The organism is Rhizobium sp. NLR22b (assembly GCF_019685295.1).
Lineage (GTDB): Bacteria > Pseudomonadota > Alphaproteobacteria > Rhizobiales > Rhizobiaceae > Rhizobium.
In genome coordinates this window covers 179366-206155 of sequence record NZ_JABDWM010000013.1, presented here as the reverse complement: position 1 = coordinate 206155, position 26790 = coordinate 179366, and the positions used below count along the sequence as shown (strand labels likewise).

16 protein-coding genes are annotated in these 26790 nt (G+C 61.4%); 13 read left to right on the top strand and 3 right to left on the bottom strand.

Features of this window, described 5'->3' with window-relative positions; all coding sequences use genetic code 11:
• The first annotated feature begins 61 nt into the window (after window positions 1–61).
• Genes HJC00_RS21495 through HJC00_RS21470 form a run of 6 tightly spaced genes read left to right on the top strand, consistent with a single transcriptional unit; the run spans window position 62 to window position 5593 of the window.
• A complete protein-coding gene (locus HJC00_RS21495; protein ID WP_210628507.1) occupies window positions 62–568 on the top strand; it encodes an acyltransferase in 507 nt (168 codons plus the stop codon).
• On the top strand, window positions 565–1602 hold the full coding sequence (locus HJC00_RS21490) for a Gfo/Idh/MocA family protein (protein ID WP_210628506.1): 1038 nt from the start codon (window positions 565–567) through the stop codon (window positions 1600–1602). Before HJC00_RS21495 ends, HJC00_RS21490 begins: the two co-directional genes overlap by 4 nt.
• Window positions 1599–2702 carry a DegT/DnrJ/EryC1/StrS aminotransferase family protein gene (locus tag HJC00_RS21485; RefSeq protein WP_221147332.1) on the top strand — a complete coding sequence of 368 codons (1104 nt, stop codon included), beginning with the start codon at window positions 1599–1601 and terminating at the stop codon, window positions 2700–2702. Before HJC00_RS21490 ends, HJC00_RS21485 begins: the two co-directional genes overlap by 4 nt.
• The gene (locus tag HJC00_RS21480; protein ID WP_221164576.1) at window positions 2692–3408 is read left to right on the top strand and encodes a DapH/DapD/GlmU-related protein; all 717 of its coding nucleotides are present in this window, start codon (window positions 2692–2694) and stop codon (window positions 3406–3408) included. Before HJC00_RS21485 ends, HJC00_RS21480 begins: the two co-directional genes overlap by 11 nt.
• Window positions 3405–4379 (top strand): NAD-dependent epimerase/dehydratase family protein, encoded by a 975-nt coding sequence (locus HJC00_RS21475; RefSeq protein ID WP_210628503.1) that lies wholly within the window; start codon window positions 3405–3407, stop codon window positions 4377–4379. Before HJC00_RS21480 ends, HJC00_RS21475 begins: the two co-directional genes overlap by 4 nt.
• Window positions 4376–5593: a DegT/DnrJ/EryC1/StrS aminotransferase family protein gene (locus HJC00_RS21470; RefSeq protein WP_221155879.1), complete on the top strand. Its 1218-nt coding sequence runs from the start codon at window positions 4376–4378 to the stop codon at window positions 5591–5593. Before HJC00_RS21475 ends, HJC00_RS21470 begins: the two co-directional genes overlap by 4 nt.
• 71 nt (window positions 5594–5664) lie before the next feature.
• Here the strand turns inward: HJC00_RS21470 and HJC00_RS21465 are convergent, their stop codons facing one another.
• Together HJC00_RS21465 and HJC00_RS21460 are read right to left on the bottom strand one after the other, a co-directional pair.
• The gene (locus tag HJC00_RS21465; protein WP_221155878.1) at window positions 5665–7173 is read right to left on the bottom strand and encodes an O-antigen translocase; all 1509 of its coding nucleotides are present in this window, start codon (window positions 7171–7173) and stop codon (window positions 5665–5667) included.
• Between the two features lie 199 nt (window positions 7174–7372).
• Window positions 7373–8689: a polysaccharide biosynthesis/export family protein gene (locus HJC00_RS21460; protein ID WP_221147327.1), complete on the bottom strand. Its 1317-nt coding sequence runs from the start codon at window positions 8687–8689 to the stop codon at window positions 7373–7375.
• Window positions 8690–9323: 634 nt separating this feature from the next.
• On the opposite strand from HJC00_RS21460, the gene HJC00_RS21455 reads away from it, so the two are divergent.
• The 7 genes from HJC00_RS21455 to HJC00_RS21425 all read left to right on the top strand — a co-directional run bounded on the left by HJC00_RS21455 (window position 9324) and on the right by HJC00_RS21425 (window position 25764).
• Window positions 9324–14483 carry a DUF4082 domain-containing protein gene (locus tag HJC00_RS21455; RefSeq protein ID WP_221164575.1) on the top strand — a complete coding sequence of 1720 codons (5160 nt, stop codon included), beginning with the start codon at window positions 9324–9326 and terminating at the stop codon, window positions 14481–14483.
• Between the two features lie 97 nt (window positions 14484–14580).
• A complete protein-coding gene (locus HJC00_RS21450) occupies window positions 14581–15765 on the top strand; it encodes a GTP-binding protein (protein ID WP_221164574.1) in 1185 nt (394 codons plus the stop codon).
• 202 nt (window positions 15766–15967) lie between these two features.
• Window positions 15968–20488: a DUF4082 domain-containing protein gene (locus tag HJC00_RS21445; RefSeq protein ID WP_221164573.1), complete on the top strand. Its 4521-nt coding sequence runs from the start codon at window positions 15968–15970 to the stop codon at window positions 20486–20488.
• Between the two features lie 18 nt (window positions 20489–20506).
• On the top strand, window positions 20507–21739 hold the full coding sequence (locus HJC00_RS21440) for a GTP-binding protein (RefSeq protein ID WP_210628496.1): 1233 nt from the start codon (window positions 20507–20509) through the stop codon (window positions 21737–21739).
• A gap of 73 nt (window positions 21740–21812) precedes the next feature.
• Entirely contained in the window at window positions 21813–22118 is a 306-nt protein-coding gene (locus HJC00_RS21435; RefSeq protein ID WP_210628495.1) for a hypothetical protein, read from the top strand.
• A 41-nt stretch (window positions 22119–22159) separates the two neighbouring features.
• On the top strand, window positions 22160–24304 hold the full coding sequence (locus HJC00_RS21430; protein ID WP_221147324.1) for a peptidase domain-containing ABC transporter: 2145 nt from the start codon (window positions 22160–22162) through the stop codon (window positions 24302–24304).
• Window positions 24301–25764 (top strand): HlyD family type I secretion periplasmic adaptor subunit, encoded by a 1464-nt coding sequence (locus tag HJC00_RS21425; RefSeq protein ID WP_221155875.1) that lies wholly within the window; start codon window positions 24301–24303, stop codon window positions 25762–25764. Before HJC00_RS21430 ends, HJC00_RS21425 begins: the two co-directional genes overlap by 4 nt.
• A gap of 110 nt (window positions 25765–25874) precedes the next feature.
• Here the strand turns inward: HJC00_RS21425 and HJC00_RS21420 are convergent, their stop codons facing one another.
• Window positions 25875–26771 (bottom strand): alpha/beta fold hydrolase, encoded by an 897-nt coding sequence (locus tag HJC00_RS21420; protein ID WP_221155874.1) that lies wholly within the window; start codon window positions 26769–26771, stop codon window positions 25875–25877.
• Window positions 26772–26790: the final 19 nt, after the last annotated feature.

The window sequence follows — 26790 nt, the reverse complement described above, 5'->3', positions numbered from 1 at the left end:
GCCCGATTGTTTGTTCAACTGAAAAATCGGGCCCTGTTGGGAGTAGTAGGGGTTTGCAGGGATGATTGCATCAAATGTCAAGCTGGGTGACGGCAGCGTCATCTACCATCGAGATCTCGTGAATCTGTATGGCTGCACGATCGGCGCAAGGACGCGCATCGGCACCTTCGTCGAGATTCAGAAGAACGTCGTGGTCGGAAAAGACTGCAAGATCTCCAGCCATTCCTTCCTCTGTGAGGGCGTGACACTGGAAGACGGCGTCTTCATCGGCCACGGGGTCATGTTTACGAACGACACCTACCCGCGCGCCATTAATCCGGATGGCAGCCTGCAGACGGAGGCCGACTGGGTCCTCATCCCGACGCTGGTCAAGCGACACGCGTCGATCGGCAGCAACGCCACCATTCTGCCAGGTGTGACCATCGGAGAGGCCGCGCAGGTTGGCGCCGGAGCGGTTGTAACAAAGGACGTGCCTGAGGGCGCCATCGTCGCGGGCGTTCCGGCTCGGGTGATCGGCCGCGTCAATGACGGACCGGTCGACATGTTTGCGTTGGGAGAAATCGAATGATCGGTATCGCTGTCGTCGGATATGGGTATTGGGGTCCGAATCTGGTTCGTAACATCTCGGAAGCGGCCGGCGCCCACCTCGTTTCAGTCTGTGATCTCAATGTCGAACGGTTGGCGGCTGTTAAGAGCCGGTATCCCGCAATAACGATCACCGATAAATTCGAGGAAGTTCTGGCCGATCCGAGAGTGGATGCAATCGCCATTGCGACGCCGGTCTCGACGCATTTCAAGCTTGCAATGCAGGCAATGATGGCCGGAAAGCATGTCTTCGTCGAAAAGCCTATGGCATCGACGACGGACGAAGCCGCACGGATGGTCGAGGAAGCCGCGCGCCGCCGCCTCGTGCTGGCCGTGGATCATACCTTCGTCCATACCGGCGCCGTCCGAAAGATGCGTGAACTGGTCGAAAGCGGCCTCGGCGACATGTATTATTACGACTCGGTTCGGGTCAATCTTGGGCTCTTCCAGCATGATGTCAGCGTCATCTGGGACCTCGCCGTGCATGATCTCTCTATCCTGGACCATGTCGTGCAGGAAAGGCCGGTGGCTGTTTCAGCGACGGGCATGAGCCATGTGCTCGGCGAGCCGGAGAACATCGCCTATCTGACGCTCTTCTTCGAAAGCAAGCTTATCGCCCACGTTCACGTCAATTGGCTGGCCCCGGTGAAGGTCCGCCGCACGCTGATCGGCTGCAGCAACAAGATGATCGTCTATGACGATCTGGAGCCCAGTGAAAAAATCAAGGTCTATGACAAGGGCATCACCATGTGCCCCAATTCCGATGCGTACGGCGAGAAGGTGCATCAGATGCTGGTCGGCTACCGCAGCGGCGATATGTGGGCGCCCAAGCTCGATATGACCGAGGCATTGAAACGCGAACTGGATCAATTCGTCGAGTGCATCGAGCAGAATTCGCGCCCCATTGCAGACGGCCAGGCCGGGCTGCGCGTCGTTCGCATCCTTGAAGCGGCGAGCCGGTCGCTCGCCCAGCGCGGTCGTATCATCGAGCTCGAAGAGGCGAGGCGCATTGCATGATCCCCTTTCTGGACCTCAAAGCACAATATCAATCGATCAAGAGCGAAATCGATGCCGCAGTGCTCGGCGTGCTGGCCTCGGGGCAATACATCCTGGGCGAGGAAGTCATCCGGCTTGAGCAGGAATTCGCCGACTATTGCAACGTCAAACATGCAATTGCCCTCAACACCGGAACGAGCGCCCTGCACCTGTCTCTGCTTGCGGCGGGCGTCGGTCCCGGCGATGAAGTCATCACCGTGCCGTTCACCTTCGTCGCGACCGTGTCGGCGATCTGCTACACGGGCGCAACACCCGTATTCGTCGATGTCGAGCCGATGACGCTCACCATGGATCCGGCTCAGCTCGAGGCGAAGATCACCTCCCGGACCAAGGCGATCATTCCCGTCCATCTCTACGGCCAGATGGCCGATATGGATGGCATCATGGAAGTCGCTGATCACCACCAGATCCCGGTCATCGAGGACGCCTGCCAGGCACATGGCGCCCGGTATAAGGGCGCGCGCGCCGGCAGCATCGGCGCATCTGGCTGCTTCAGCTTCTATCCGGGCAAAAACCTCGGCGCCTGCGGCGAGGGCGGGATCGCCGTCACGAACAGCGATGAGCAGGCCAAGACAATGCGCATGCTGCGGGATTGGGGTCAGGAGCAGCGCTATCACCATCTGCTGAAGGGCTTCAACTATCGCATGGACGCCATCCAGGGAGCCATTCTGCGCGTCAAGCTCCGGCATCTCGAAGCCTGGACCGAAGCCCGTCGTTCGCATGGTCGCCGCTACTCCTCCCTGCTTGCAGGATCGCCGCATTTGCGAACGCCTGTCGAAGTGCCGGAGCGGCGGCATGTCTACCATGTCTACGCCATCAGAAGCCACGATCGCGATGGCCTGCAACGTGTGCTCACAGCAGAGGGCATTCCGTCTGGTTTGCACTATCCGATCCCCGTTCATTTGCAGAAGGCCCATGCCGACCTCGGTTACCAGGTCGGCGACTTCCCGGTCTCGGAAGCCGCCGCACGCGAGGTCCTCTCCTTGCCGATCTACCCTGAAATGCCCGTGCAGCACGTCGATCAGGTCGCGGCTGCGCTGGAGTATGCCTATGTCAGTTAATCCACGCGAGGCTCGCGTCGTGCAGGCCGTTCACGGCCGTAGCCAGAAGCCGGCAGATCCAGCCTATCAGGCGGGGCTCGCCGAAGAGCTCAGGCAATCATATGGACGTGGCGGTCTGATCGAACTCTACGGCCGTTTCGCGACGGGCGACGGGTTCGTCGACGGGCTGATGCGCAAAGCCATCTGGCAGGCTATCACACGGAACTGCGGCGAAGGCCTGCAGGTTGCCAGCGGCGCCGGTTTCAAACATCCGGAAACATTCGAAATCGGCAGCGGCGTGTTCATCGGCGCTCAGGCCTACATCCAGGGACGCTACGACGGCACCTGCGTCATTGGCGACAATGTCTGGATCGGGCCGATGTCCTATTTCGACGCGCGCGACCTGGTGATCGAGGATTCTGTCGGGTGGGGGCCGGGCGCCAAGGTGCTTGGCTCGACCCACACGGCACTGCCGGTGGATGTGCCGATCATCCGCACGGATCTTGAAATCAGGCCGGTGCGCATCTGTGCAGAGGCCGACATCGGAACAAATGCGACCATTCTTCCCGGAGTGACCATCGGGAAGGGGGCGATCGTTGGAGCGGGGGCAGTCGTCGTTTCCGACGTCGAGCCGTTCTCGGTTGCCGCCGGTGTACCGGCAAAATTCATCCGTTGGCGTTCGGAGAATGATCCGATGACGAACATGTCGCGTGAGGGAAGATCATGAGAAACAAACGAGTGCTCATCACCGGTGGTGCCGGTCTGATCGGTTCGCATATTGCCGATCTTGTTGCCTTGGAAAAACCTCGCGAGATCATCGTCCTCGACAATTTCGTGCGTGGGCGCCGGGACAATCTCAGCACGGCAATATCAAGCGGCTCCGTCAACATCATCGAGGGCGATATCCGCGACAGGGCACTGCTGGCGAAAACCTTCGAAGGCGTCGACATCGTCTTCCACCAGGCTGCGATCCGCATCACGCAATGCGCGGAAGAACCGCGGCTCGCCTTCGATGTTCTGGCCGAGGGCACGTTCAATGTCCTTGAAGCTGCGGTCAAGGCAGGCGTGTCGAAGGTCGTCGCGGCCTCCTCTGCCTCCGTGCTGGGGCTTGCTGAAAGCTTCCCGACGACCGAACAGCATCACCCCTACAATAACCGGACGATCTACGGCGCGGCCAAGACCTTCAACGAAGGTCTATTGCGCAGTTTCGCGGAAATGTACGGCCTGCGCTATGTGGCGCTGCGTTATTTCAACGTTTATGGACCGCGAATGGACGTTTACGGTGCCTATACGGAAGTTCTGATCCGCTGGATGGAACGCCTGGCGGCCGGAATGCCGCCGCTCGTCTATGGGGACGGCAGCCAGACGATGGACTTCGTGGATGCACGCGATATTGCGCGGGCAAACATGCTGGCGGCAAAGAGCGACGTTACGGACGAGGTGTTCAACGTCGCGAGCGGCAGGGAAATAAGCCTGCTGGAACTCGCGCGGATGCTGAGCGACATCATGGGATCCTCACTCGAGCCGCAACACAAAGAGGCGCGCGCCGTCAACGGCGTCACGCGTCGTCTTGCCGATATCAGCAAGGCCGAAAGACTTCTGGGCTTCAAGGCGGAAATTTCGATGGAGCAGGGGCTTCGTGACCTTGTCATGTGGTGGCAGTCGAAGACTGCTTCGGCAGGAGGTCAGGCTGCATGAGCCCGTTGTTATCGACAATCCCCGTTGCCAAACCCGTCCTCGGAGAGGAAGAGGCTGAGGCCACGCGCCGTGTCATCCTGTCGGGATGGGTGACGCAGGGGCCGGAAGTCGCGGCATTTGAGAAAGAATTCGCAGCCTTCGTCGGCACCGAGCACGCTTGTGCCGTTTCCAACTGCACGACCGCGCTTCATCTCGCCTTGATGGCGGTGGGCGTCAGCGCTGGCGATGAGGTCATCACCGTCAGCCACTCGTTCATCGCAACCGCGAATGCTGTTCGATACTGTAATGCGGTGCCTGTCTTCGTCGATATCGAGCCGGATGGTTACAATATGGACCCGAGCTTGATCGAAGCGGCAATCACGCCCCGCACCAAGGCAATCCTGTGCGTGCATCAGCTCGGCATGCCCTGCGATCTCCGTTCGATCGTGGCGATCGGCAAACGCCATTCGGTACCGGTTATCGAGGATGCGGCCTGTGCGACGGGAAGCGAAATTCTGTGGGAAGGGCGTTGGGAAAAGATCGGCAAACCGCATGGCGATATTGCCTGCTTCTCATTCCATCCCCGCAAGGTCGTCACCACGGGTGATGGCGGCATGCTGACGACTGTGAATCCGGAATATGACAGAAAATTCCGGCTGTGGCGCCAGCATGGCATGAGCGTCACCGACGCTGTCCGCCACGGCTCCAAACAGGTGATCTTCGAGGATTATGATGAGCTGGGCTACAACTACCGTATGACCGACCTCCAGGCCGCGGTCGGACGGGTGCAACTGCGGCGGCTGCCGGAGCTGGTTGCGGAGCGAAGGCGGCTTGCATTGCAGTATTGCGAGGGGCTGTCCACGATCCCAGGCCTGTCGATTCCGACCGAGCCTGGCTGGGCTCGCAGCAACTGGCAAAGCTTCTGCGTGAGATTGTCTGACGAAATCGACCAGCGCGCAGTCATGCAAGCGCTGCTCGATCAGGGGATATCAACGCGGCGCGGCGTGATGAACATTCACCTGGAGGGAGCCTATTCCGGCCTAAGCTCTCATCGCGCCGCCACCAGCCTGACGCGAAGCATATCGGCGCAGCAGCAGACCGTCATCCTGCCGCTTTATGCGCAGATGACGCCAGTTGATATCGTCAGGGTCGTTGAGGCATTGCGCCAGGCCCTTGCCGACGCCAGCACCGGGCGCGTCGTCCGTCAGCCCGAGCCGGACGCCGTACCTGCCTGAACTGACGCCGGCACACGGCAGCATGTCGTACAACATCAGGAAAGCGTGCATCCTCTGATGCGCGCTTTTTTTCATGCGGATTTCGTGATCCATCCTCGGACGATTGCGGGCACCGACTCCGGCGGAAGCAGTTCGACCAACATGCGCAGCGAGTAAAGCCCGGTCGCGACGATGGCGATGCAGCCGATCACCATGGCCGACCATGACGGCAAGAGCAAAAAGGCCGAGACGACCATCCCCGACGCAGGCAGGAAGAGCAGCGCGTGCCTGCGATTGGCGCGCGACCAGCGGAAGCCGGTGAGGCGACGCACGATCAGGTAAATCAGAATACTATGCCAGACGTAGAGACCGAAAAACGCCATGCCGGCTCCAGTCGTGCCGAGCTTCGCTACGAAGAGCCAAGCCAGCCCCACATGTACCAGCGTTGCTGCGACCTCCGTCCAGAAGAAGATCGTCTGCGCGCCCCTCGCGAGCACGATGAAACCCATCGGCCAGGCGACGATCCTGAGCATCATTCCAAGGCAGATCCAGCGCAGGAGCTCCACAGCCCCATGAAATTCCGCGGAATAGAACATGCTCATCACGAGCGGCGCCAGGGTCAAAGTGGCGATCAGACCGGGGCCGGCCAGCAGCATGCTGATTTCCGCCTGCTCATTGACCAGCCGGTTGCACTCGGCCTTGTTGTCGGCGATTGCGGTCAGGCGCGGATAGAAGTCTGTTCCCATCGCCTGCAGGATGAAACCGGCGTAGAGACCGCCTAACGCCCAGGCTGCCTGGTATAATCCCGCCGCCACAACTCCCCCTTCATTCAGCACGATGATGCGGATGGCATAGGCGGCGCCGAACGTCAGAAGTCCGCTTGCCATGAACGCCATGCCGAGACTGAACAGGGCTTTCGCTTCCCGGCCGAACTGACGCACCGACATGGGCGGTGGCTGCGTGGATATGTGTTTGCTGTACCACCAGGTGGGAAGCACCGAGACGGCCGCGATCGCCACGAGAGAGGGTACAATCGCCTTTTCGCCGAACAGATAGATCAACGGGATGCTGACCATCGTGCCGAAGAGTCCGGAAAGCACGTTGATGCGGGCCAGATTGGCAATGCCCCGCAAGCCTTGGATCAAAGCGGCCTGTCCGGTAGACACTATGCGAAAGAATACGGCAAGGGAGAGCAGTACAATGCCGCCGACGTGCTGGTAGTCGCCGAAAGTGAATTTCGAGACCGGAAGAGCCAACGCCGCAAGCAAAAGCCCGCCGAGCAGCCCGAGCACCAGCGAGATGCGTCTGAGCGCTGTCGCCGACCGCGCGATCCTCTCTCCGTCGTCGGCGCCCGCCGCCTCGGCGACCCGGCGCACACCGCTGCTGCTCACTCCCATACCAGCTATCGCCTGCGCGATATCGAGGATTGCCCCGTAAAGGCCGATAAGCCCCACCCCTTCCGGCCCGAGCAGAACAGCCAGGGCTTTGTTGCGAACGATGCTAAGAGCGACATTCACCAGCGAGGAACCGCCCATCAGCATCGTCGACTTCAGTATTTGGGTATAAGACTGGCCGCTGGGCGGGATCATGCGCAACGTCATCAGATATCCCCAGCGTTTATCCTGTCGGGCTGCATCTCCGACGCTTTACCCTGGGCCTGGCGCCCAACGCAGCTTCGGGGATGCACCGCGCGCGCGGTCTTTTTGCGACCGTCATATCGCTCATGATATTCGAGGCGGCGGGATCTCACCTCCGTAGGTCTCACCGCCGCTTTCACCTTGGTCATGCTTTCGTCGCAGGTCACTGGCTTGTCCGATTTGCGAGCGTCTCTGGCTCCATCTCCCCAGATTGATCGGAGGTGGGCCCGGACGGCTCGTCCGGAATTTGCGGCCGAACAACTCTCACGACGTCACCCGGCGCCAGTGTCGTCGTTTCTGAGGCTTGGAATTGATCGATTCGTCCTTCATTCCGCCGGCTGACGGTAAAAGTGATCGGGAGCTCCACGCTGCGGTTTTTCAAGCCGTCGTCGGCAGCAAGTTGATCGATAAGCAGCTTCTGCGTCATCTCACGCTTCATCTTGAGCTGATCGAGATTTGCCCGTTCCGCCTGCGCTTCGACCGCGACTTCGCTCCGACGCGTGTCGGACAGGCCCTCGAGATTCCGCGTTGTCTCGCTGACTGCCTGACGACCCCGCATGATGGCGGTAACGAGGTCGAGCTTGTCGGAACGGTAGGTCGTCAGCAACCGTTCCAGGTCCAACTGCCTCGACGAGATCGTGAGGCCTTTCTGCACCAGGGACTTGACGCTGGTCAGCTGGTCCTCGACTGATTTGATATTATCGTCGGCGCCCACCAGTTTCTCTTCCAAAGTTGAAATTTCGGTGGTCAAAAGTTCGCGCAATTCCGTGAGCGCCTTTGACTGCCGCTCCAGCGCATTTGCACGAGCTTGAAAAATGACCCTCTCCTCGCTGTATATCCCAGCGGAAAATTGCTGATCGGCCCCTGCCGCCTGATCGAAGGTAATTTCCTTCGCACCGGCCATCTCCGCCTGGAGTCGCGACAGTTTCGCCGTGCTGCGCAGGATAGAATGATCTATTTCCCGCAATTCTCCGACGAGCTTGATCGACTCCGTTTGCAGCGGAGTTTTAGAGCGAAACGGGCCGCCGCTCATCGCTAGGGATTGCAGAACGGTAAGCCCAGGGCGGTACTTATACTCTCCCGGCGTGGTTACGTCTCCCACAACATAGATTGGCGGATATTCGAGAATTTCGATCGTGACCGCGGGTGGCTGAACCAGTCCGATTTTCTCCTGCAGACGCTTGGCGATTTCGTTTGTGAGGTCACTCTTTTTAAGATTGTCGACGGAAAGGGATCCGAGAAAGGGCAGGAAAACCGTGCCCTCATCCGAGACCGTGTATTCGCCACCAAGTGCATCCCATCGTTCGTATTGGCCTTTGGACTGCATCCATTGGACGATCGTCAGACGGATCTTCGTTTGGGGTGCCAAGGATGCGCCATCAGCGAGAGCCGGAGACACGGCTCCGACAAGAAAGGCGAACGCACTGATGACATACGCCGTGCGAAAGAGCAGCTTGGGGATGCGGTGCGATAAATTCATACACATATCTCGCCTGCGAAACATCCTTGCACGGATGCTGATCCAATGCCTTCACGCTGTTCGACCGCCGGCCGGTAGGTCCGACGCCGCATTGTTAGTGTGCAGTCTGGCGAAGGCTTGAGGAAGGTGGAGGTCGTTTGCTTTGCCTCATCAATTTTGATGAGGTGGGGGCGGGTGCCTCAGTCTAAATCGAGCAGGAGCGTATATCTCAGAGAGGTATCATCTTGGAAAATCAATAGCTCATGCACGCAGGAATAGGCGTTCTAGCCGCGAACGACCGCGATCGCATCCTCGTTCCGGATTGAACACGCCGCGATCCCGACGGCTCTTGCCATAGCTCGGCAGACCACCTCCGTTGTTCCTGCTTGGGCGTTTCCGGCGTCAGTGCCGCCATGGGGCGATGGTGGAAGAAGCCACCGCCACGGCTTGGGCCTTGCACCGAGCGCAGCCAAGCTCTGCGGCCCGCCGGTCTCAACTTTATTGGGTTTATACGATACGGCCGTTGCCCAAAGGATACCGCATGTAGAGCAAAAGGTGTAGGATATACTCGCCTGTTTTTCGGCTATACTTCCAGGCTGGTGTCAAACGATCGCTCATAGATTTGATCTTATAAATTTCGCGAGAGGTGCCTGCCATGTATCGCAACGCCCGCCGGTGGACTTCGCGCTCACTCCTCCTGGACTCGCTGGTGCCCCGGTGGTTCACCGTCGGCGGAAAAGAGAGACCGCGCAAGCCTGCTGAAAAGCATAGGGATAGTGCTCAACTTGCGGCATTGGTGCAAACCGCCGATGGACACAAGCAGGGCACCCTTGTCGACGATCCCTATAAGGATGCGGCCCTCAACGAACATCATGGGCAGAAAGCGCACGTGAACGGCGACTCGGACAAAAACGTCGACGAGCGGCCCTTAACCGACACGATCGCCACGCCTAGCGAAATGAGAATTCTAAGCGGTGACGGGGCCGCGCTGTCGGGTTCTATGCCGAATCTTGCGAGTTTCCCGTGGCACGCGGACGGAGTTGCGTTCGGGACGACATCGTCCCTTCAGCGCACCTATACCGGAATGAGCTCCTATCCCGGAATGAGCTCCATGGGCGACGATCCTCTGGCTGCCTATCTGCCGCAAAGCCCGGCATCGACAGCTTCGGGGGAAGGTGTTCCTAAGGTGGCGGCCGGACGTGCTCATTCGGGCAAGGTCGTTATTCTCGAATCGAGCCCGTCAGGGCAGGCGACCGCGCACGACGCCGGCGCGAATTCGCTGGCCTTCGGCATGCCCTTTGGCGTGTGCGGGTGCGGCTACTTTACCTCACCGACGCGCATCCTCGATTGGGCCCATGGCGGCGCCCTGCTTCAACAGGACGGTCAATTGCCGGGGACCAGGCTGACCGAAGGACCTGACTATGTCGCGACGATCAAGCAGGCCATCGGCGCCTCGATCAGCGATCCGCTTTTCGATCGGGACCTGTCCCCGCTCTCGGGCTGGCGCGGAACCGCAACATGGTCGGACGTGGCGCTCACCAATGGAACCCTGCCAGGCGGGGGAGAGACGGGAACGGGAACAAAATCCAAGGATATAGGTATCCTGTCCGGCTCTGTGACGAAGCCACCTAAGCCTTCTATGCAGGGGTCATCGACAACGCAAAGTCTGGCGGTCACGGCGGCGGCTGCCAGCAATGCGATCGTGCTGGAAAACCAGAAGCAGGGCAATCCGGAGAGCGAGTGGGGCATCAACGGTGCCGGTAGCTCCAACATCGAGGGGTTTGCGACAGACATCAGCGTCGATAACGGAAAGACGATCAGCTTTAAGATCAATACCAACTCCACCAATTACCGGATCGATATCTATCGGCTCGGCTATTACGGCGGCATGGGAGCGCGCAAGGTCGCGACCATGCAGCATACCGGATTGCAGACTCAGCCCAGTCCATTGCGCAATGCCACGACCGGCACAGTGGACGCCGGCAACTGGGCCGTCTCGGCGTCGTGGACGGTACCTGATGATGCCGTCTCGGGCGTCTATATCGCCAAGCTCGTGCGTCAGGACGGTACCTCCGGATCTAACCACATTCCGTTCATCGTGCGCGACGACGACAGCCACAGTGACGTCGTCTTCCAGACCGCGGATGAGACCTGGCAAGCTTACAATGGCTGGGGTGGCGCGAACTTGTATGGCGGCAACGGGCCTGCGACGGGGCAGGGCGCCGGCCGCGCCTATGCGGTCAGCTACAACAGGCCGATTGCCACCCGCGGCAATGTCGGCACTTACGCCGGTCCCCAGGACTATCTGTTCGGCGCCGAATATGCGGGTATCTACTGGCTGGAACAGAACGGCTATGACGTCTCCTACTTGTCGGGTGTCGACGCCGACCGCTATGGCAGCCTCTTGCTCAATCACAAGACCTATGTCGATGCCGGGCATGACGAATACTGGTCGGGACAGCAGAGAACCAATGTCGAGGCTGCGCGCGACGCGGGCGTAAACCTGATGTTCTGGAGCGGCAACGAGGTCTATTGGCGTACCCGCTGGGGCAACGCCTATAGCGCCGACGGCACGCCTTATCGCACCCTCATCACCTACAAGGAGACATGGGCCGGCGGCGATATCGATCCTTCCGACCAATGGACAGGCACCTTCCGCGATCCACGCTTCAGCCCACCGGCCATTGGCGGCGGCAATCCGGAGAATTCGCTGACCGGCCAGTTATTCAAGGTCGATGATGTCGGCAATAATCTTGGCGCCATCACCGTTGGCTATGATGATGCCAACCTGCGCTTCTGGCGCAATACGAGCGTTGCCAACCTCCAGCCCGGTCAGACGGCGACGCTCACCAAAAACTATCTCGGTTACGAGTGGGACGAAGCGCCCGATAACGGTTTTGATCCGGCTGGCCTGGTGAAGCTGTCGTCGACGACGCTTCCGGTCAGCACCTACTTGCTCGATTACGGAAACACGACCGGCAATGCGACGGCGACCCACAATCTGACCCTCTATCGCGCCCCCAGCGGTGCGCTGGTATTCGGCGCCGGCACGGTCTACTGGACATGGGGGCTCAGCGACAATCACGACCTCACGGCGACCCCGACGGACCCGCGTGTGCAGCAGGCAATGGTCAATTTGCTTGCCGACATGGGTATTCAGCCGGGAACGCTGCAGTCCGGACTCACCGCCGCAACCGCTTCGTTGGACCACACTGCGCCGACATCGGTCATCACGGTGCCCGCCACGGCGACCGTTGGATCCACTGTGACGATTACCGGCACCGCTGCCGATACCGGAGGTGGGGTCATCGCCGCGGTCGAGGTTTCGACCGACAACGGGGCGAGCTGGCATCCGGCGACGGGCGATGAGAACTGGACTTATACCTGGCAGCCGCAAGCCACGGGCACCTATACTATCCGGTCTCGCGCAGTCGATGATAACGTCAACCTGGAAACGCCCTCGGCGGGACGAACGGTCACCGTCAGCGGGCCGAGTTACACCTCTCTCTTCGGTTCGGCGACGCCAGCGGTCGTCAACACCAACGATACCTCGGCGGTTGAACTTGGCTTCAAATTCCAGACCTCCGTCGCAGGTACGGTCACCGGCATTCGTTTTTATAAGGGCAGCCAGGATACCGGCACGCATACCGGTTCACTATGGTCGAGTACCGGCACGCGGATTGCGACCCTCACCTTCACGAACGAGACTGCCAGCGGCTGGCAGACCGCCTATTTCACCAGTCCGGTATCGCTGACGGCTGGACAAACCTACACTGCATCTTACCATACGAATACCGGTCACTATTCGTCGACCACCGGCTACTTCACCTCAAATGTAACCAGCGGTCCGCTCACGGCGCCGGCCAGCGGCAATGGCGTCTATGCCTATGGCAGCAACAGCCTATTTCCCACGGCCACCTTCCAGTCGACGAACTATTGGGTCGATGTGATGTTTACCACGTCGAGTTCGAATACGACGCCGACGGCGGTTGCCGATACGGGGGATGCGACCGAGAAGGGCGGGGTGGCCAACGGCTCGGGCGGCGTGGCCGCCAGCGGCAACGTGCTGACCAACGACACCGATCCGGATGCCGGCGATACCAAGACCGTGACGGCGGTCCGCTTCGGGGCGACGTCAGGCACGCTCGGCTCATCGCTGAACGGCACCTATGGCAGTCTCGTGCTCAATGCATCGGGCACCTATACCTATACGATCAACGAGACCAATACCGCCGTCCAGGCGCTGCGCCTGTCCACCAACACGCTGAGTGATGTCTTCAGCTACACGATGCGTGATGCCGCCGGGGCCACCGCTACGGCAAACCTGACCGTCACCATCCATGGCGCCAACGATGCGCCGGTGCTGGCCGTCCAGACGACGACCCAGAATGCCACCGTCGGCTCTGCCTTTTCCTTCACGCTGCCGACGACCACCTTCACCGATGTCGACAGCAACGAGACGCTGACCTATTCGGCAACCGCCGCCGACGGCACGGCGCTGCCTTCCTGGCTGACCTTCAACGCCTCGACGCGCACCTTCTCCGGCACGCCGACGACGTCGGCCACCTATGGCATCAAGGTGACGGCGACTGATCTCGGCGGCCTTGCGGCCAACGAGACCTTCAACATCGCCGTGTCAGTGCCCGGGAATACGACGCCGACGGCGGTTGCCGATACGGGGGATGCGACCGAGAAGGGCGGGGTGGCCAACGGCTCGGGCGGCGTGGCCGCCAGCGGCAACGTGCTGACCAACGATACCGATCCGGATGCCGGCGATACCAAGACCGTGACGGCGGTCCGCTTCGGGACGACGTCAGGCACGCTCGGCTCATCGCTGAACGGCACCTATGGCAGTCTCGTGCTCAATGCATCGGGCACCTATACCTATACGATCAACGAGACCAATACCGCCGTCCAGGCGCTGCGCCTGTCCACCAACACGCTGAGTGATGTCTTCAGCTACACGATGCGTGATGCCGCCGGGGCCACCGCTACGGCAAACCTGACCGTCACCATCCATGGCGCCAACGATGCGCCGGTGCTGGCCGTCCAGACGACGACCCAGAATGCCACCGTCGGCTCTGCCTTTTCCTTCACGCTGCCGACGACCACCTTCACCGATGTCGACAGCAACGAGACGCTGACCTATTCGGCAACCGCCGCCGACGGCACGGCGCTGCCTTCCTGGCTGACCTTCAACGCCTCGACGCGCACCTTCTCCGGCACGCCGACGACGTCGGCCACCTATGGCATCAAGGTGACGGCGACTGATCTCGGCGGCCTTGCGACCAACGAGACCTTCAACATCGCCGTGTCGACGGCGCCGACAACCTACAGCCTGTTCTCCGCCTCCAGTACGCCGGCCCGGACCCTCAACGATGGTCAGCAGCTCGAACTTGGCGTCAAGTTCACGTCGAACGTTGCCGGGGATGTCACGGGCATCAGGTTCTATCGCAGCGCCAATGACAACGGTCAGAATGTCGTCGACCTTTGGACCACGACGGGAACCAAGCTTGCCACCGCCACCTTCACCACCACCACCGCGAGCGGCTGGCAGACGGTGAACTTCACAAACCCCGTCACCATCGCCGCCAATACCACCTATGTCGCCTCCTATCACACGACAGGCGCTTACGTGGCGACCAACAATTTCTTCACGACCGCCGTCACCAACGGTCCGTTGACGGCGCCGGCCAGCGGCAATGGCGTCTATGCCTATGGCGGATCCGCCACCACAGGTCTTTTCCCGACCAACAGCTACAACTCAACCAATTACTACGCCGACGTCGTCTTCCGGCCGCAACTCGTCGCGTGATGCAAAGGATAAAGTTAGGATCGGGAATGAGGCTTATACGACGCAAATGCGGGTCGCAGAGAGGGGAGCTGCCTCCGCTCCCATTCAAGGGACCGCGATGAACAAGGGCGAGCGGCTCCCGGTGACAGTGCTTGCCGGCTTTCTCGGCGCCGGCAAGACGACGCTCCTCAGTCACGTCCTGAACAACCGTCAGGGCCTGCGTGTTGCCGTCATCGTCAACGACATGAGCGAAGTGAATATAGACGCCAATCTCATTCGCGACAGCGGCTGCAACCTCTCGCACACGACGGAGACGTTGATCGAGCTCAGCAATGGCTGCATATGCTGCACCCTGCGCGATGACCTCCTGACGGAAGTGCGGCGACTGGCCGAAGAGAGGCGATACGACTATCTGCTGATTGAAGGGACGGGCATTGCCGAGCCGCGCCCCATCGCTGCCACTTTTTCCTTCCGCGACGAGAACGGTGGTTCGCTCTCCGATTTTGCCAGACTTGACACGATGGTGACCGTCGTGGATGCCGCCAGCCTCCTGGCTGATTACAGCAGTGCCGATCTGCTTCGCGACCGCGGCATGCAGCGGGACGGCGAGGACCGGCGGACACTCATCGACCTGTTGGTGGATCAGATCGAGTTTGCCGACGTTGTCGTGATCAACAAGATCGCGGACGCGACCGAGGAGCTAAGAGCGGAAATCCGCAAGACGGTGGCTGCGCTCAACCCGGATGCGCACCAGGTGGAGACGGACTTCGGCAATGTTTCTCTTGCAACCATTCTCAATACGGGCCTCTTCGACGAAGCAAAAGCCGCCGCTCACCCGTTATGGCACAAGGAGCTGTACAGCCCGGGTGATCATGTTCCGGAGACGGAGGAATATGGCGTGTCGAGCTTTGTCTATCGCACGAGGCGTCCCTTCGACCCCATGCGGTTTCGAGCATTCTTGGACGAGCCCTGGCCGGGGGTCATCCGCGCCAAAGGTCATTTCTGGCTGGCCACGCGACCGCGTCACGTGGGTCTGATGTCGGCGGCCGGCGCGCAGCGGCGCTGCGAACCCATGGGGCTTTGGTGGGCGGCCGTCCCCCGGCAGGACTGGCCGAGCCACCACCAGTTTCGTCAGCAGATCGAGCGCCGATGGGACAGTGCCTGGGGCGATCGTCGGCAGGAACTGGTGTTCATTGGTGTTGACATGGACGAGACAGGCGTCCGCAGCGCGTTGGACGACTGCCTGGCCAGCTCGGATCCGCGGGACTGGTCGGTCCTCGAAGATCCGTTTCCGGCCTGGTAGCACGGCGCGGCGCAGTTCAGCCGGGTCGGCGAAACAATACCAGAGTTCCTTTTCAACGTGCGTCAGCGCCCAGCCGAGCGCTCTCCGCAGCGTCGCAGCCCTGTCGGTCGGGTGCGCGGCGAGGATCATCATATGGGCGTATGGAGGTACCACCCACATACCCCAGATTGCTGTCGTACGTTCCGTTTCGAAAGCTGGCAGGATGAAGTCATCCAATGCTGGTCGACGGGAAACGGGGACGCCGCTCTTGCTGAGATTTCATGTGCGGAATCGCAAATATCTGACTGCTGCCGGCGGCACGCCATGCGTCACTCATGCTATCACCGGCCGGGCCGCGCTGCTTGGAACTCCAACCGTAGTGTCTTCGAGCACCCAGGGTTCTTCCGGCTTTGCCAATCAAGGCAGCGCAACCGTCCAATCCTCTTTCACCGGCACAGTCACAGCTTCGCTGATGTCATCCGGCGATATGCAATCGTCCCCTGCCTCGTCGATGGCCATACCGGCGCCTGAGGCAGATGGCGGGGCACAAGACAGCTCCACGAAGACGGCGTCGGCTGCGACGGTCTTCCAGACGCCTTCCTCGATATCGCAAGACACCGTGCTTGCCCCGGATCCGTACGAAGAGGCTGCGACGCTGCCTGCCGCGCCTGAGCTGACGGGCATTACCAGCGATGCCGACACCGGAAGCGCCACGACGGCTGTGCCGGTCACTTATTCCAGCAGTCTCGACACGACTTCGTTGCGCCTTCAGGCCTCGATAGCATCCCTCTCGGTGGAGCCGAGCCAGGACGCTCCGGCCGACACGAGCGCGGTTTCAGCGCTGGCCGCACCGGCGGTCGCTCCGGCTGCGGTCACGCTCAACAGGATCGCACTCGAAAACCTGAAGCAGGGCAACCCGATCAGCGAGTGGGGTCTGGAGGGCGACGGCAACGGCACCATCCAGGGCTTCGCCACTGAAATCAGCACGAATATCGGCCAGACCGTCGATTTCAAGATCGCCACCGATTCCACGCATTACCGCATCGACATCTACCGAATGGGTTATTACGGCGGGGCTGGTGCGCGCAAGGTCGACTCGATCGAGCAGCAGTTGACGACGGCGCAGATCCAGCCGCATCCGATCGTCGATATGTCGCTCGGTCTCATCGACTGCGGCAACTGGTCAGTGTCCGCCAGCTGGCAGATCCCCACCGACGCCGTCTCGGGCGTCTATTTTGCCAAGCTGGTGCGCGAGGATGGCACCGAGGATGCCAGCATCATTCCCTTCGTCGTGCGCGACGACTCCTCGCACAGCAACATCGTCTTCCAGACCTCGGACACGACCTGGCAGGCCTATAATGCCTGGGGCGGCGCCAGCCTCTATTATGGCGAGGTCCCCGTCGATCCGGCCGATATGATCGGCTACCTGCCGCCGAACTGCAGCTGCGGTCTGACCGCCATCGGCCGCGCCTCTGCAGTCAGCTATAACAGGCCGATCATCACCAATACGAGCCCGGTCGGCGGCTCGCACGATTTCGTCTTCGGCGTCGAGCATTCCGCTATCCAGTGGCTGGAGCAGAACGGCTATGACGTTTCCTATATTTCCGGCGTCGATGCTACACGCAGTGGCAGCCTCCTGCTGAACCATGATGCCTTTCTGTCCGTCGGCCACGACGAATACTGGTCGGCCGAGCAGCGCACCAATGTGGAGGCCGCGCGCGATGCCGGCGTGAACCTCGCCTTCTGGAGCGGCAATGAGGTTTATTGGAAAGTCCGGTGGGAAAGCAGCATCGACGGCAGCGGCCAGGCCTACCGCACCATGGTCTGCTACAAGGAGACCTACGGCACGAGCACGGACCCGAGCAATGTCGGCACCGGCACCTGGCGCGATCCGCGTTATGCCGATCCGGGGCAGGAGCCGGAGAATTCGCTGACGGGCACGATGTTCCAGGTGGACAGCTACCGCCAGGATACGATCTCCATCCCCTACGACTATTCGAACCTTCGCTTCTGGCGCAATACCGATGTGGCAGAGCTTCAGGAGGGTGAAACCTACAATCTGGTGCAGAACCTGCTCGGCTACGAATGGGATTCCGATGTCGAGAACGGATTCCGTCCGGCTGGACTGATCGACCTGTCGCTCTCCTCGGTCGCGGTGAACACCTACCTCCGCGATTACGGTTCCACGATCGGCGATGCGGTGGCGACCCACAGCCTGACCATGTACCGGGCGGCAAGTGGCGCGCTCGTCTTCGGCGCCGGCACCGTCTTCTGGTCCTGGGGGCTGAATGATCAGCATCAGGGGCCGGCAACGCCAACCGATCGCAACGTGCAGCAGGCGATGGTCAACATGTTCGCGGACATGGGCATCCAGCCGACGACGCTCGATGCGAGCCTGATCCTCGCGACCCAATCGACCGATACGCTGAAGCCCACCTCGTCGATTACCTCGCCCATCGTTGGCGCAAGCTTCCTCGAAGGGCAGCACGTGACGATCACTGGAACGGCGCAGGATTTCGGCGGCGGCATCATTGCCGGCGTCGAGGTTTCCACCGACGGCGGCCAGCACTGGTTCAAGGCCACGGGCCGCGAGAGCTGGACCTATAACTGGGTCGTCCAGGCGAGCGGCACCTATACGATCTTGTCACGCGCCGTCGACGACAGCGTCAATCTGGAGGCGCCATCGGCCGGCAAGCAGGTCACCGTTACGCTGCCGGGCACGCAGGGCCTCTGGACACTGGCCGAAAAGCCCGCGACCGAGACGGCGGTCGATCGCGATTCCGTCGAGCTCGGCCTGCGCTTCCAGGCGACGACGGCAGGCTCGGTGGAGGGGATCCGCTTCTACAAGGACTTCTACAATATCGGCGAACATGTCGTCAGCCTCTGGAGCAGCACCGGGACGCTGCTGGCGACCGGCGTATCGACAGGTGAATCGCTCTCTGGCTGGCAGACGGTGATGTTCTCCAGCCCGATCCAGATTGCGGCCGGCACGACCTATGTGGCCTCCTATCACAGCAACGGCTACTACTCGATGACTGCCAATTATTTCAGCGAGCCCTATGCCAGCGGCGCGCTGAAGGCCGTCGATGGAGGCGGCGTCTACGCCTACGGGACCACTGCCGGCACATTCCCCGGCCAGAACCCCGGCGGTACCAATTACTGGGTGGACGTGGTCTTCGATGCCGGCCCCAACAGCCAGCCGGTCGCGACCGACGACAGCGGGCTGATCATCGGCCACAACGGAACGCTTGTCATCTCCATTGCCGCACTCCTGGCAAACGATACCGATCCCAATGGCGATGCGATGACCATCACCGCCGTCGGCAATGCCGTCAACGGCACGGTCGCTCTCAACAAGCAGACCGGCGCCATCACTTTCACGGCGGCCAACGATTACTCAGGCCCGGCGAGCTTCACCTATGCGCTGTCGGACGGGCGCGGCGGCACGGATCAGGGCAATGTCAGCCTGACCGTTCAGACTGGTTCGGCCGGCGAGACACTGTTTACGGCGAGTGAGGGACCCAGCGGCGGCAGCTTCAACGACAATACGGCGATGGAACTCGGAATGAAGTTCGTCGCTTCCTCAAACGGCACGATCTCGGGCATCCGCTATTACAAGGCTGCCGGCGATACCAGTGTGCACACCGGCTCCATCTGGAGGGCCGATGGCATGCTCGTCGCCACGGTCACCTTCACCAACGAGTCGCTTTCCGGCTGGCAGACCGCGAACTTCGCCACTCCGCTGCAGATCACGGCGGGTGCGACCTATGTCGCCTCCTACCACACGACCGGCACCTATGTGGCGACCTCGAACTATTTCAACGCGGCGCATACCAACGGCTCGCTGACGGCGCTTGCAGGCAGCAATGGCGTCTACGCGGTCGGATCGGGCTCGACCTTCCCGACGTCAAGCTACCAGTCGACGAATTACTGGGTCGACGTCGTCTTCAACCAGTCGGCGGGCAATACGGTGCCGGTCGCCGCCAATGACAACGGCTATACGACCTATACCAATACGGCTCTGTCGATCGCCGCTGCAAACCTGCTCGCAAATGACAGCGACGCCGATGGCGACCCGCTTGTCATCACCGGCGTCAGCGGCGCTGTCAACGGTTCGGTGTCCTACGACAGCCAGACGCAGACCGTCACCTTCACGCCGACGGCAGGATATACCGGGCCGGCAAGCTTCAGCTATTCCATCGCCGACGGTCAGGGCGGCACGGCATCCGCCCAGGTTTCGCTTGCCGTCAACTCCCAGGCAAGCGAGCAGAACGTCTTCAGTGCCAATGAAACGCCCGCAGTCGTCTCCGTGAACGACAATCAGCCGGTCAATCTCGGCATGAAATTTCAGGCAGACACGGCAGGCTGGGTCACGGGCCTCCGCTTCTACAAGGGCGCCGACAATATAGGCCCGCATAACGGTTATCTCTGGACCGCCTCGGGCACGCTGCTTGCCAGCATCACCTTCAGCAACGAAACGGCAAGCGGCTGGCAGACTGCCACGCTCACCCAGCAGGTCGCGGTCGAAGCGGATACGACCTATGTCGTTTCCTACAGCACGAACGGCAATTACTCGGCGACGGGCAATTACTTCAGCACCGAGAAGACGAGCGGCGACCTCAGGGCGCTCAGCGGTGACAACGGTCTCTACGCTTATGGATCGAGCGGGTTGTTCCCGACCAGCAGTTACAACAGCACAAACTACTATGTGGACGTGGCGTTCAAACCGCAGCTCGCGGCGTAAAGGCGAGCGGGGGTATCGATGACGGGTGCAGACAATCGACTTCCGGTGATGGTCCTGGCGGGGTTTCTCGGCGCCGGCAAGACGACTGTCCTCAATCATGTCCTGAACAATCGCGAGGGACGCCGGATCGCCGTGATCGTCAACGACATGAGCGAGGTGAATATCGATGCCGATCTCGTCCGTGACGGCGGCGCCAACCTCTCTAGGACGGACGAAACCCTGGTCGAGCTCACCAACGGCTGCATCTGTTGCACATTGCGCGACGATCTCCTGAGCGAGGTCCGCCGCCTCGCCGCCGCCGGCCGTTTCGACTATCTGCTGATCGAGGGTACGGGTATCGCTGAGCCCCTGCCGATAGCAGCGACCTTCTCCTTCCGTGACGAGAGTGGAGCAGCACTCTGCGATGTCGCACGGCTCGACACGATGGTTTCCGTCATCGACGCGGTCAATCTTCTCGCCGATTATGCCAGTGCGGAGTTTCTGAGCGATCGCGGCCAGAGCCGTGATGGAGACGACGAGCGCAAGCTCGTCGAACTCCTCGTCGAACAGATCGAATTTGCCGACGTCGTCATCATCAACAAGGCAGGCGACGTGCCGCCCGCAATGCTCGCGGAAGTTCGCCGGGTCGTCGCGGCGCTCAATCCGGATGCCCGTGTCATCGAGGCGGTCTTTGGCCAGGTGCCGCTTGGCGCAATCATGGATACCGGGCTCTTCAGCGAGGTCAGGGCCGCGCGCCATCCGCTCTGGCACAAGGAGCTTTACGGCTGGGGCGATCATGTGCCGGAGACCGAGGAATACGGCATAACAAGCTTCGTCTATCGCAGCCGCCGGCCTTTCGATCCGGCACGGCTGGGCCGCATGCTGGAGCAGCCATTGCCCGGCATCATCAGGGCAAAAGGTCATTTCTGGCTGGCGACCCGACCGGACGAGATCGGCCTGCTGTCGATCGCCGGCACCCAATGCCGCATCGGTACCAGGGGTTTCTGGTGGGCCTCGGTGCCGCGCGCGCACTGGCCGCGCCATCCGCAATTCCGCCAGTTGCTCGACCGGCATTGGGACGATGTCTGGGGCGACCGCCGCCAGGAACTGGTCTTCATCGGCTCCGGCTTCGATGAGAGCGCCATCCGCATTGCTCTCGACGAATGCCTGACTGGCGAGGAGAGGGGTTTCGATCCCCAGACCGCCGTCGGTCTTCGCGATCCGTTTCCGCCATGGCGGCACGACACGCACGCATCGAACCGAAAAATGTGAAGCGGTTTTCGGATAATCCGATGCGTCGACTCAAAGGTGAACAGGTTTTGATTATCAACCAGAGGAGAGAACAATGAGCAGCGAACTTTATGCAGACGGTATCGGCGAAATCACCGTCACGGGAACGATCGTGCGCATCGACCTGATGTCGCTCTCGGCCACCGATCGTGACGCCAACAACAATCCGAAGCCGGTTTTCCGCCAGCGCATCATCATGCCTGTCGATGCCTTCGCCAATGCGGTCGACCTCATGCAGAAGGCGCTTGGCGGTTTGGTCGAGGCGGGTGCGGTTCGTCGCATCGGGGAGATGTCGGCTGCCGCCGCCACCGATATCCAGCCGGCGCAGGGTGCTTCAAACGCGTCGCCGAATTTCAACTGACAACAGGCAAAGCCTCGGTCTCGTAGTGTTTCGGGTGGGCCATGAGTGGTTTTCTGCATACCAATCTGCATTGTCTTGCGCTCGTCGCGCGTCATCACGGCGTCGATCTTTCGCCTGAGCGACTGCAACACGACTATGCCGTCGGCAACGATCCGGTGGCCGTGCGGCAAATGCTCCGGATGGCCAAGGATGCCGGCCTGAGGGCCAGGCATCTGACGCTCGACTGGCGAGGCATGTTCCAGCTCGGCGAGGCTTTCCCGGTGCTTGCCGAACTTTCGAACGGCAACTGGGTGGTCATCGCCGGCGCTCTCGGGGAGGGCGAGGATGAGCGGATCCGCGTTCTCGACCCGCTCGCCACCCGTCCCGAAGTCATGCTGCTGAGCGAGGAGCAATTCGCCAAGGCCTGGCTCGGATCGGTGGTGCTGCTGAAGCGCAACTATCGCATGTCGGATGAGGACCGGCCCTTCGGCTTCCGCTGGTTCGTCCCCGAAATCATCCGGCAGCGCAGCTTCTTCCGCGATGTGGCGCTTGCAGCCTTCGTGCTCTACGGGCTGGGGCTGACGACACCAATGTTCTTCCAGCTCGTTATCGACAAGGTGCTCGTGCATCAGAGCTATGCGACGCTGACGGTCCTGACCGTCGGTATCGCGGTCGCGCTCGTTTTCGATGCGACCTTCAGTTTCCTGCGCCGTTATCTGCTGCTCTATGCCACCAACAGGATCGACATCCGGGTGGCGACGCGCACCTTCGGCCATCTGCTCAACCTGCCGATCGCGCTCTTCGAGCAGGCCTCGGCGGGCGTTCTCGTCAAGCATATGCAGCAGACGGGACGCATCCGCGAATTCCTGACCGGCCGGTTGTTCCTGACGCTTCTCGACGGCGTATCGCTCTTCGTCTTCGTGCCGATCCTGCTTCTCTACAGCGTCAAGCTGACGCTCGTGGTGCTCGGCTTCGCAGCCCTCGTCGGGCTGGTGGTGATGATGCTCGTCGGGCCGTTCCAGCGCCGCCTGCAGGCGCTTTACCAGGCCGAAGGCGACCGGCAGGCCCTCTTGGTGGAAACCGTGCACGGCATGCGCACCGTCAAGTCGCTGGCACTGGAGCCGCGCCAGCGCAAGGTGTGGGACGATTATTCGGCGCAGTCGATCTCAGTGCGTTTCCGGGTCGAAAAAATCTCCACCATCGCCCAGTCGATGACCGGGCTTCTGGAAAAGCTGATGAGCGTGGCGATTATCGGCCTCGGCGCGCTCGATGTCTTCAGCGGCGCGATGACGATCGGCGCGCTTGTTGCCTTCAACATGCTCGCCGGCCGCGTCTCGGGGCCGCTGGTGCAGATCGTCACCATGGTCCACGAATATCAGGAAGTAGCGCTTTCGGTGCGCATGCTCGGCGAGATCATGAACCAGCGGCCGGAGCAGGCCGGCCGCGGCCGAGGCGTGCGACCGCATCTGCATGGCCGCATCGAATTCGACAGGGTCACCTTCCGCTATGCTCCCGATGCGGCGCCTGCGCTCGACAATGTGTCCTTCGCCATTCCGGCGGGCTCGGTCTTCGGCGTCGTCGGCAAGAGCGGGTCGGGCAAGACGACCATCACCCGGCTGATTCAGGGCCTCTACCAGAGCCAGGAAGGGCTGGTGCGCATGGATGGCTATGACAGCCGCGAAATCGACCTCGTGCATCTCAGAACCAGCATCGGCGTCGTGCTGCAGGATAATTTCCTGTTTCGCGGCACGGTGCGCGACAATATCGCCGCCGCCAAGCCGGATGCCAGTATCGAGGAAATCATGGAGGTCGCACGCATCGCCGGCGCGGAAGAGTTCATCGAGCGGCTGCCGCGCGGCTTCGATACGATGCTGGAGGAAAATGCCGCCAACCTCTCCGGCGGCCAGAAGCAGCGGCTCGCCATTGCGCGCGCGCTGATCACCGATCCGAAGCTCCTGATCTTCGATGAGGCGACGAGCGCGCTCGACCCCGACAGCGAGGCGATCATCCGCGAGAATCTGAGGCGTATCGCTGCCGGGCGCACCGTCGTCATCGTCTCGCACCGGCTTTCGACGCTTGTGGATGCCGATGCCATTCTCGTCATCGATCGCGGCAAGGTCGCCGATATCGGCCGGCACGATCAGCTGGTGTCGCGCTGCATGACCTATCGCCACCTGTGGGCACAGCAAATGAGGCAGGTCGCATGAACGCGCGTGTCAGAAAATCCAGCGAGAACCTGCCAATTCCATCAGACAAGGGTGCCTCAGACCATGGCCCTTCAGACAAGGGGCCGCCAGGCAGGGGCGGGCAGCTCGTCGCTCGCCCGCCCCTGCCGCCAGCAATTGCCGAATTCCAGTCCGACGCCGTCGAGCTCGAGGAACGTGCTCCGCCGCGCGTTGCGCGCATGACGCTCTATTGTGTGACGGCGCTGATTGCTGCGATCATCATCTGGGCCTCCGTCTCTGATATCGATGAGGTGGTGATTGCGCCCGGCAAGCTCGTCACCACCCAGCCGACCATCGTCGTCCAGCCGCTCGAAACCTCGATCATCCGCACGATCGATGTGAAGGCCGGCGAGGTGGTGCATGCCGGCCAGACGCTCGCAACTCTCGACGCCACCTTCAGTCAGGCCGATGTCGACCAGCAGCAGGCGAAGTTCTCGGCACTCGACGCCCAGGTGAAGCGCATCGAGGCGGAATTAGCCGGAGACGACTACACGATGATCGCGGGAACGACGCCCGACGAGATGCTGCAGGTGCAGCTCTTCGGCCAGCGGCGCGCCTTCTATACGGCGCAGCTGCAGAATTTCGAGCAGCAGATCGCCGGCCAGTCGGCAGCGCTTGCCGCGGCCAAGAACCAGGAGGCCGTGCTCATCGACAGGCGCGACACGCTCTCGCAGATCGAAGGCGCCCGCACGCGGCTCTACGACAAGCAGAGCGGCTCGCTGATCACCATGCTCGGCTCGCGCGACGCCCGCCTCGACGTCGAGTCCGATCTGACCGCCGTGCGCGGCAAAGCCGACGAGGCGGCGCATGCCTTTGCCAAGCTGAAAGCCGACCGCCAGGCCTTCATCGAGGATTTCCGCCGCGCCGCGATGGAACAGCTGGTGGAGCTGCGCGGCCAGCGTGACATGGCCGACGAGGAACTGAAGAAGATGGAGCTGCGCCGCAACATGGTGTCGCTGACAGCACCTGCCGACGCCGTCGTGCTCGATCTCGCCCAGCGCTCTATCGGCTCGGTCGTGCGCGAAGCCGAACCGATCGTCACGCTGGTGCCGATCAACGTGCCGCTCGAAGCGGAAGTCTCGATCAACACCCGCGACATCGGCCGCATCGCCGTGGGTAAGGAGGCTCGCATCAAGCTGGACGCCTATCCTTTCCAGAAATACGGCACCGCGTCGGGCGAAGTTCGCACCATCAGCCAGGACACGTTTATGACCGGCCAGCAGCAGGAACAGACCGCCACCCCGAGCCAGCCGGCCGCGCCCTTCTTCAAGGCTCGCATCCTGCTTGCCGACACGAGACTGAACGCCTCGGACGTGCCGGTCACACTGCTGCCGGGCATGACCGTCTCCACAGAGATCAAGGTCGGCAACAGGACGGTGATCTCCTATTTCCTCTACCCGCTGTTGCGCGGCCTGGATGATGCCATCCGGGAACCGAACTGAGAAAGCCGCCTCCTACACACGCCGGGGGACGGCGTGCGCCAGGATTTCAGGCAGCCGCCCGAAAAGCTCGGGTATCAGCGGGAGCCGAATTTCCGTTCCGATTAATCGACCTACCGGCAGGTTGCGAGAAAATCGCGAATTGCTGCAGGGATATTGCCGAGATGAAGGAGGGGCGCATGTCCTTGCCCTTCGGCGCTATGAAGGATCAATCCGGGATGCAGTAGGGCCATTTCGCTCGCGGTTTCCTGCGAAAGCAGCGGTGAATTTTCGCCACGGATCAACATCAGCGGAAGGCGGCTCAGGCTTTCGAACTGTGCCCGGAGATCGGGCAGCGGCTGGCTGAAATCGATGGCTCTCAATGCCTCTGCGATCGCAGGATCGAAGTCGGCGACTGGCCTTCCGCCAACGTCGCGATAAAGGGCAAGCGCCATCTCGCGCCAGTCTTGCTCTCCAAGCGCGGTAAACGAGGCACCATGATTTTCCCTCAATAGTTCGGCCGCCTCGGTCCAGTCCGCCGGTCTCCTGCCGCCGTTGAGGTAATCTCGGATCAGCGCCAGCCCTTCAGCTTCGATCACAGGCCCGATGTCGTTGAGGATGACGGCTTCGAGAAGATCCGGGCGTGTCGCCGCGATCAAATGCAGGATCAGGCCGCCACGCGACGTGCCGATGAAAACCGCCCGTTCGATGCCGAATGCCGCGCAGGCGGCAATGATGTCGCCGGTCTCGACGGCGAGATTGTAATTGGCCTTGTTCTCATCCCATGCAGAATTTCCGCGGCCGCGCGAATCGAGCGCGATCACCCTGCGCGGGCCGGTTCTGTCGCGGCTGAGAAGCAGCGCAAGCGGATGAAAGTCCCGGGCATTTCGGCTCAGGCCGGGCAGGCAGATCACCGGCAGCCGTTCGGCGGCTGCCGCCTCCTCGGGCCGGTAGTCGCGGGCATAAAGCCTCAGTCCATCGGAGGAAGAGTAAAATCGTTCCTGGAAACCGCCTGCATCCACGTTCGGCATCGCATCCTCGAGACCTGTC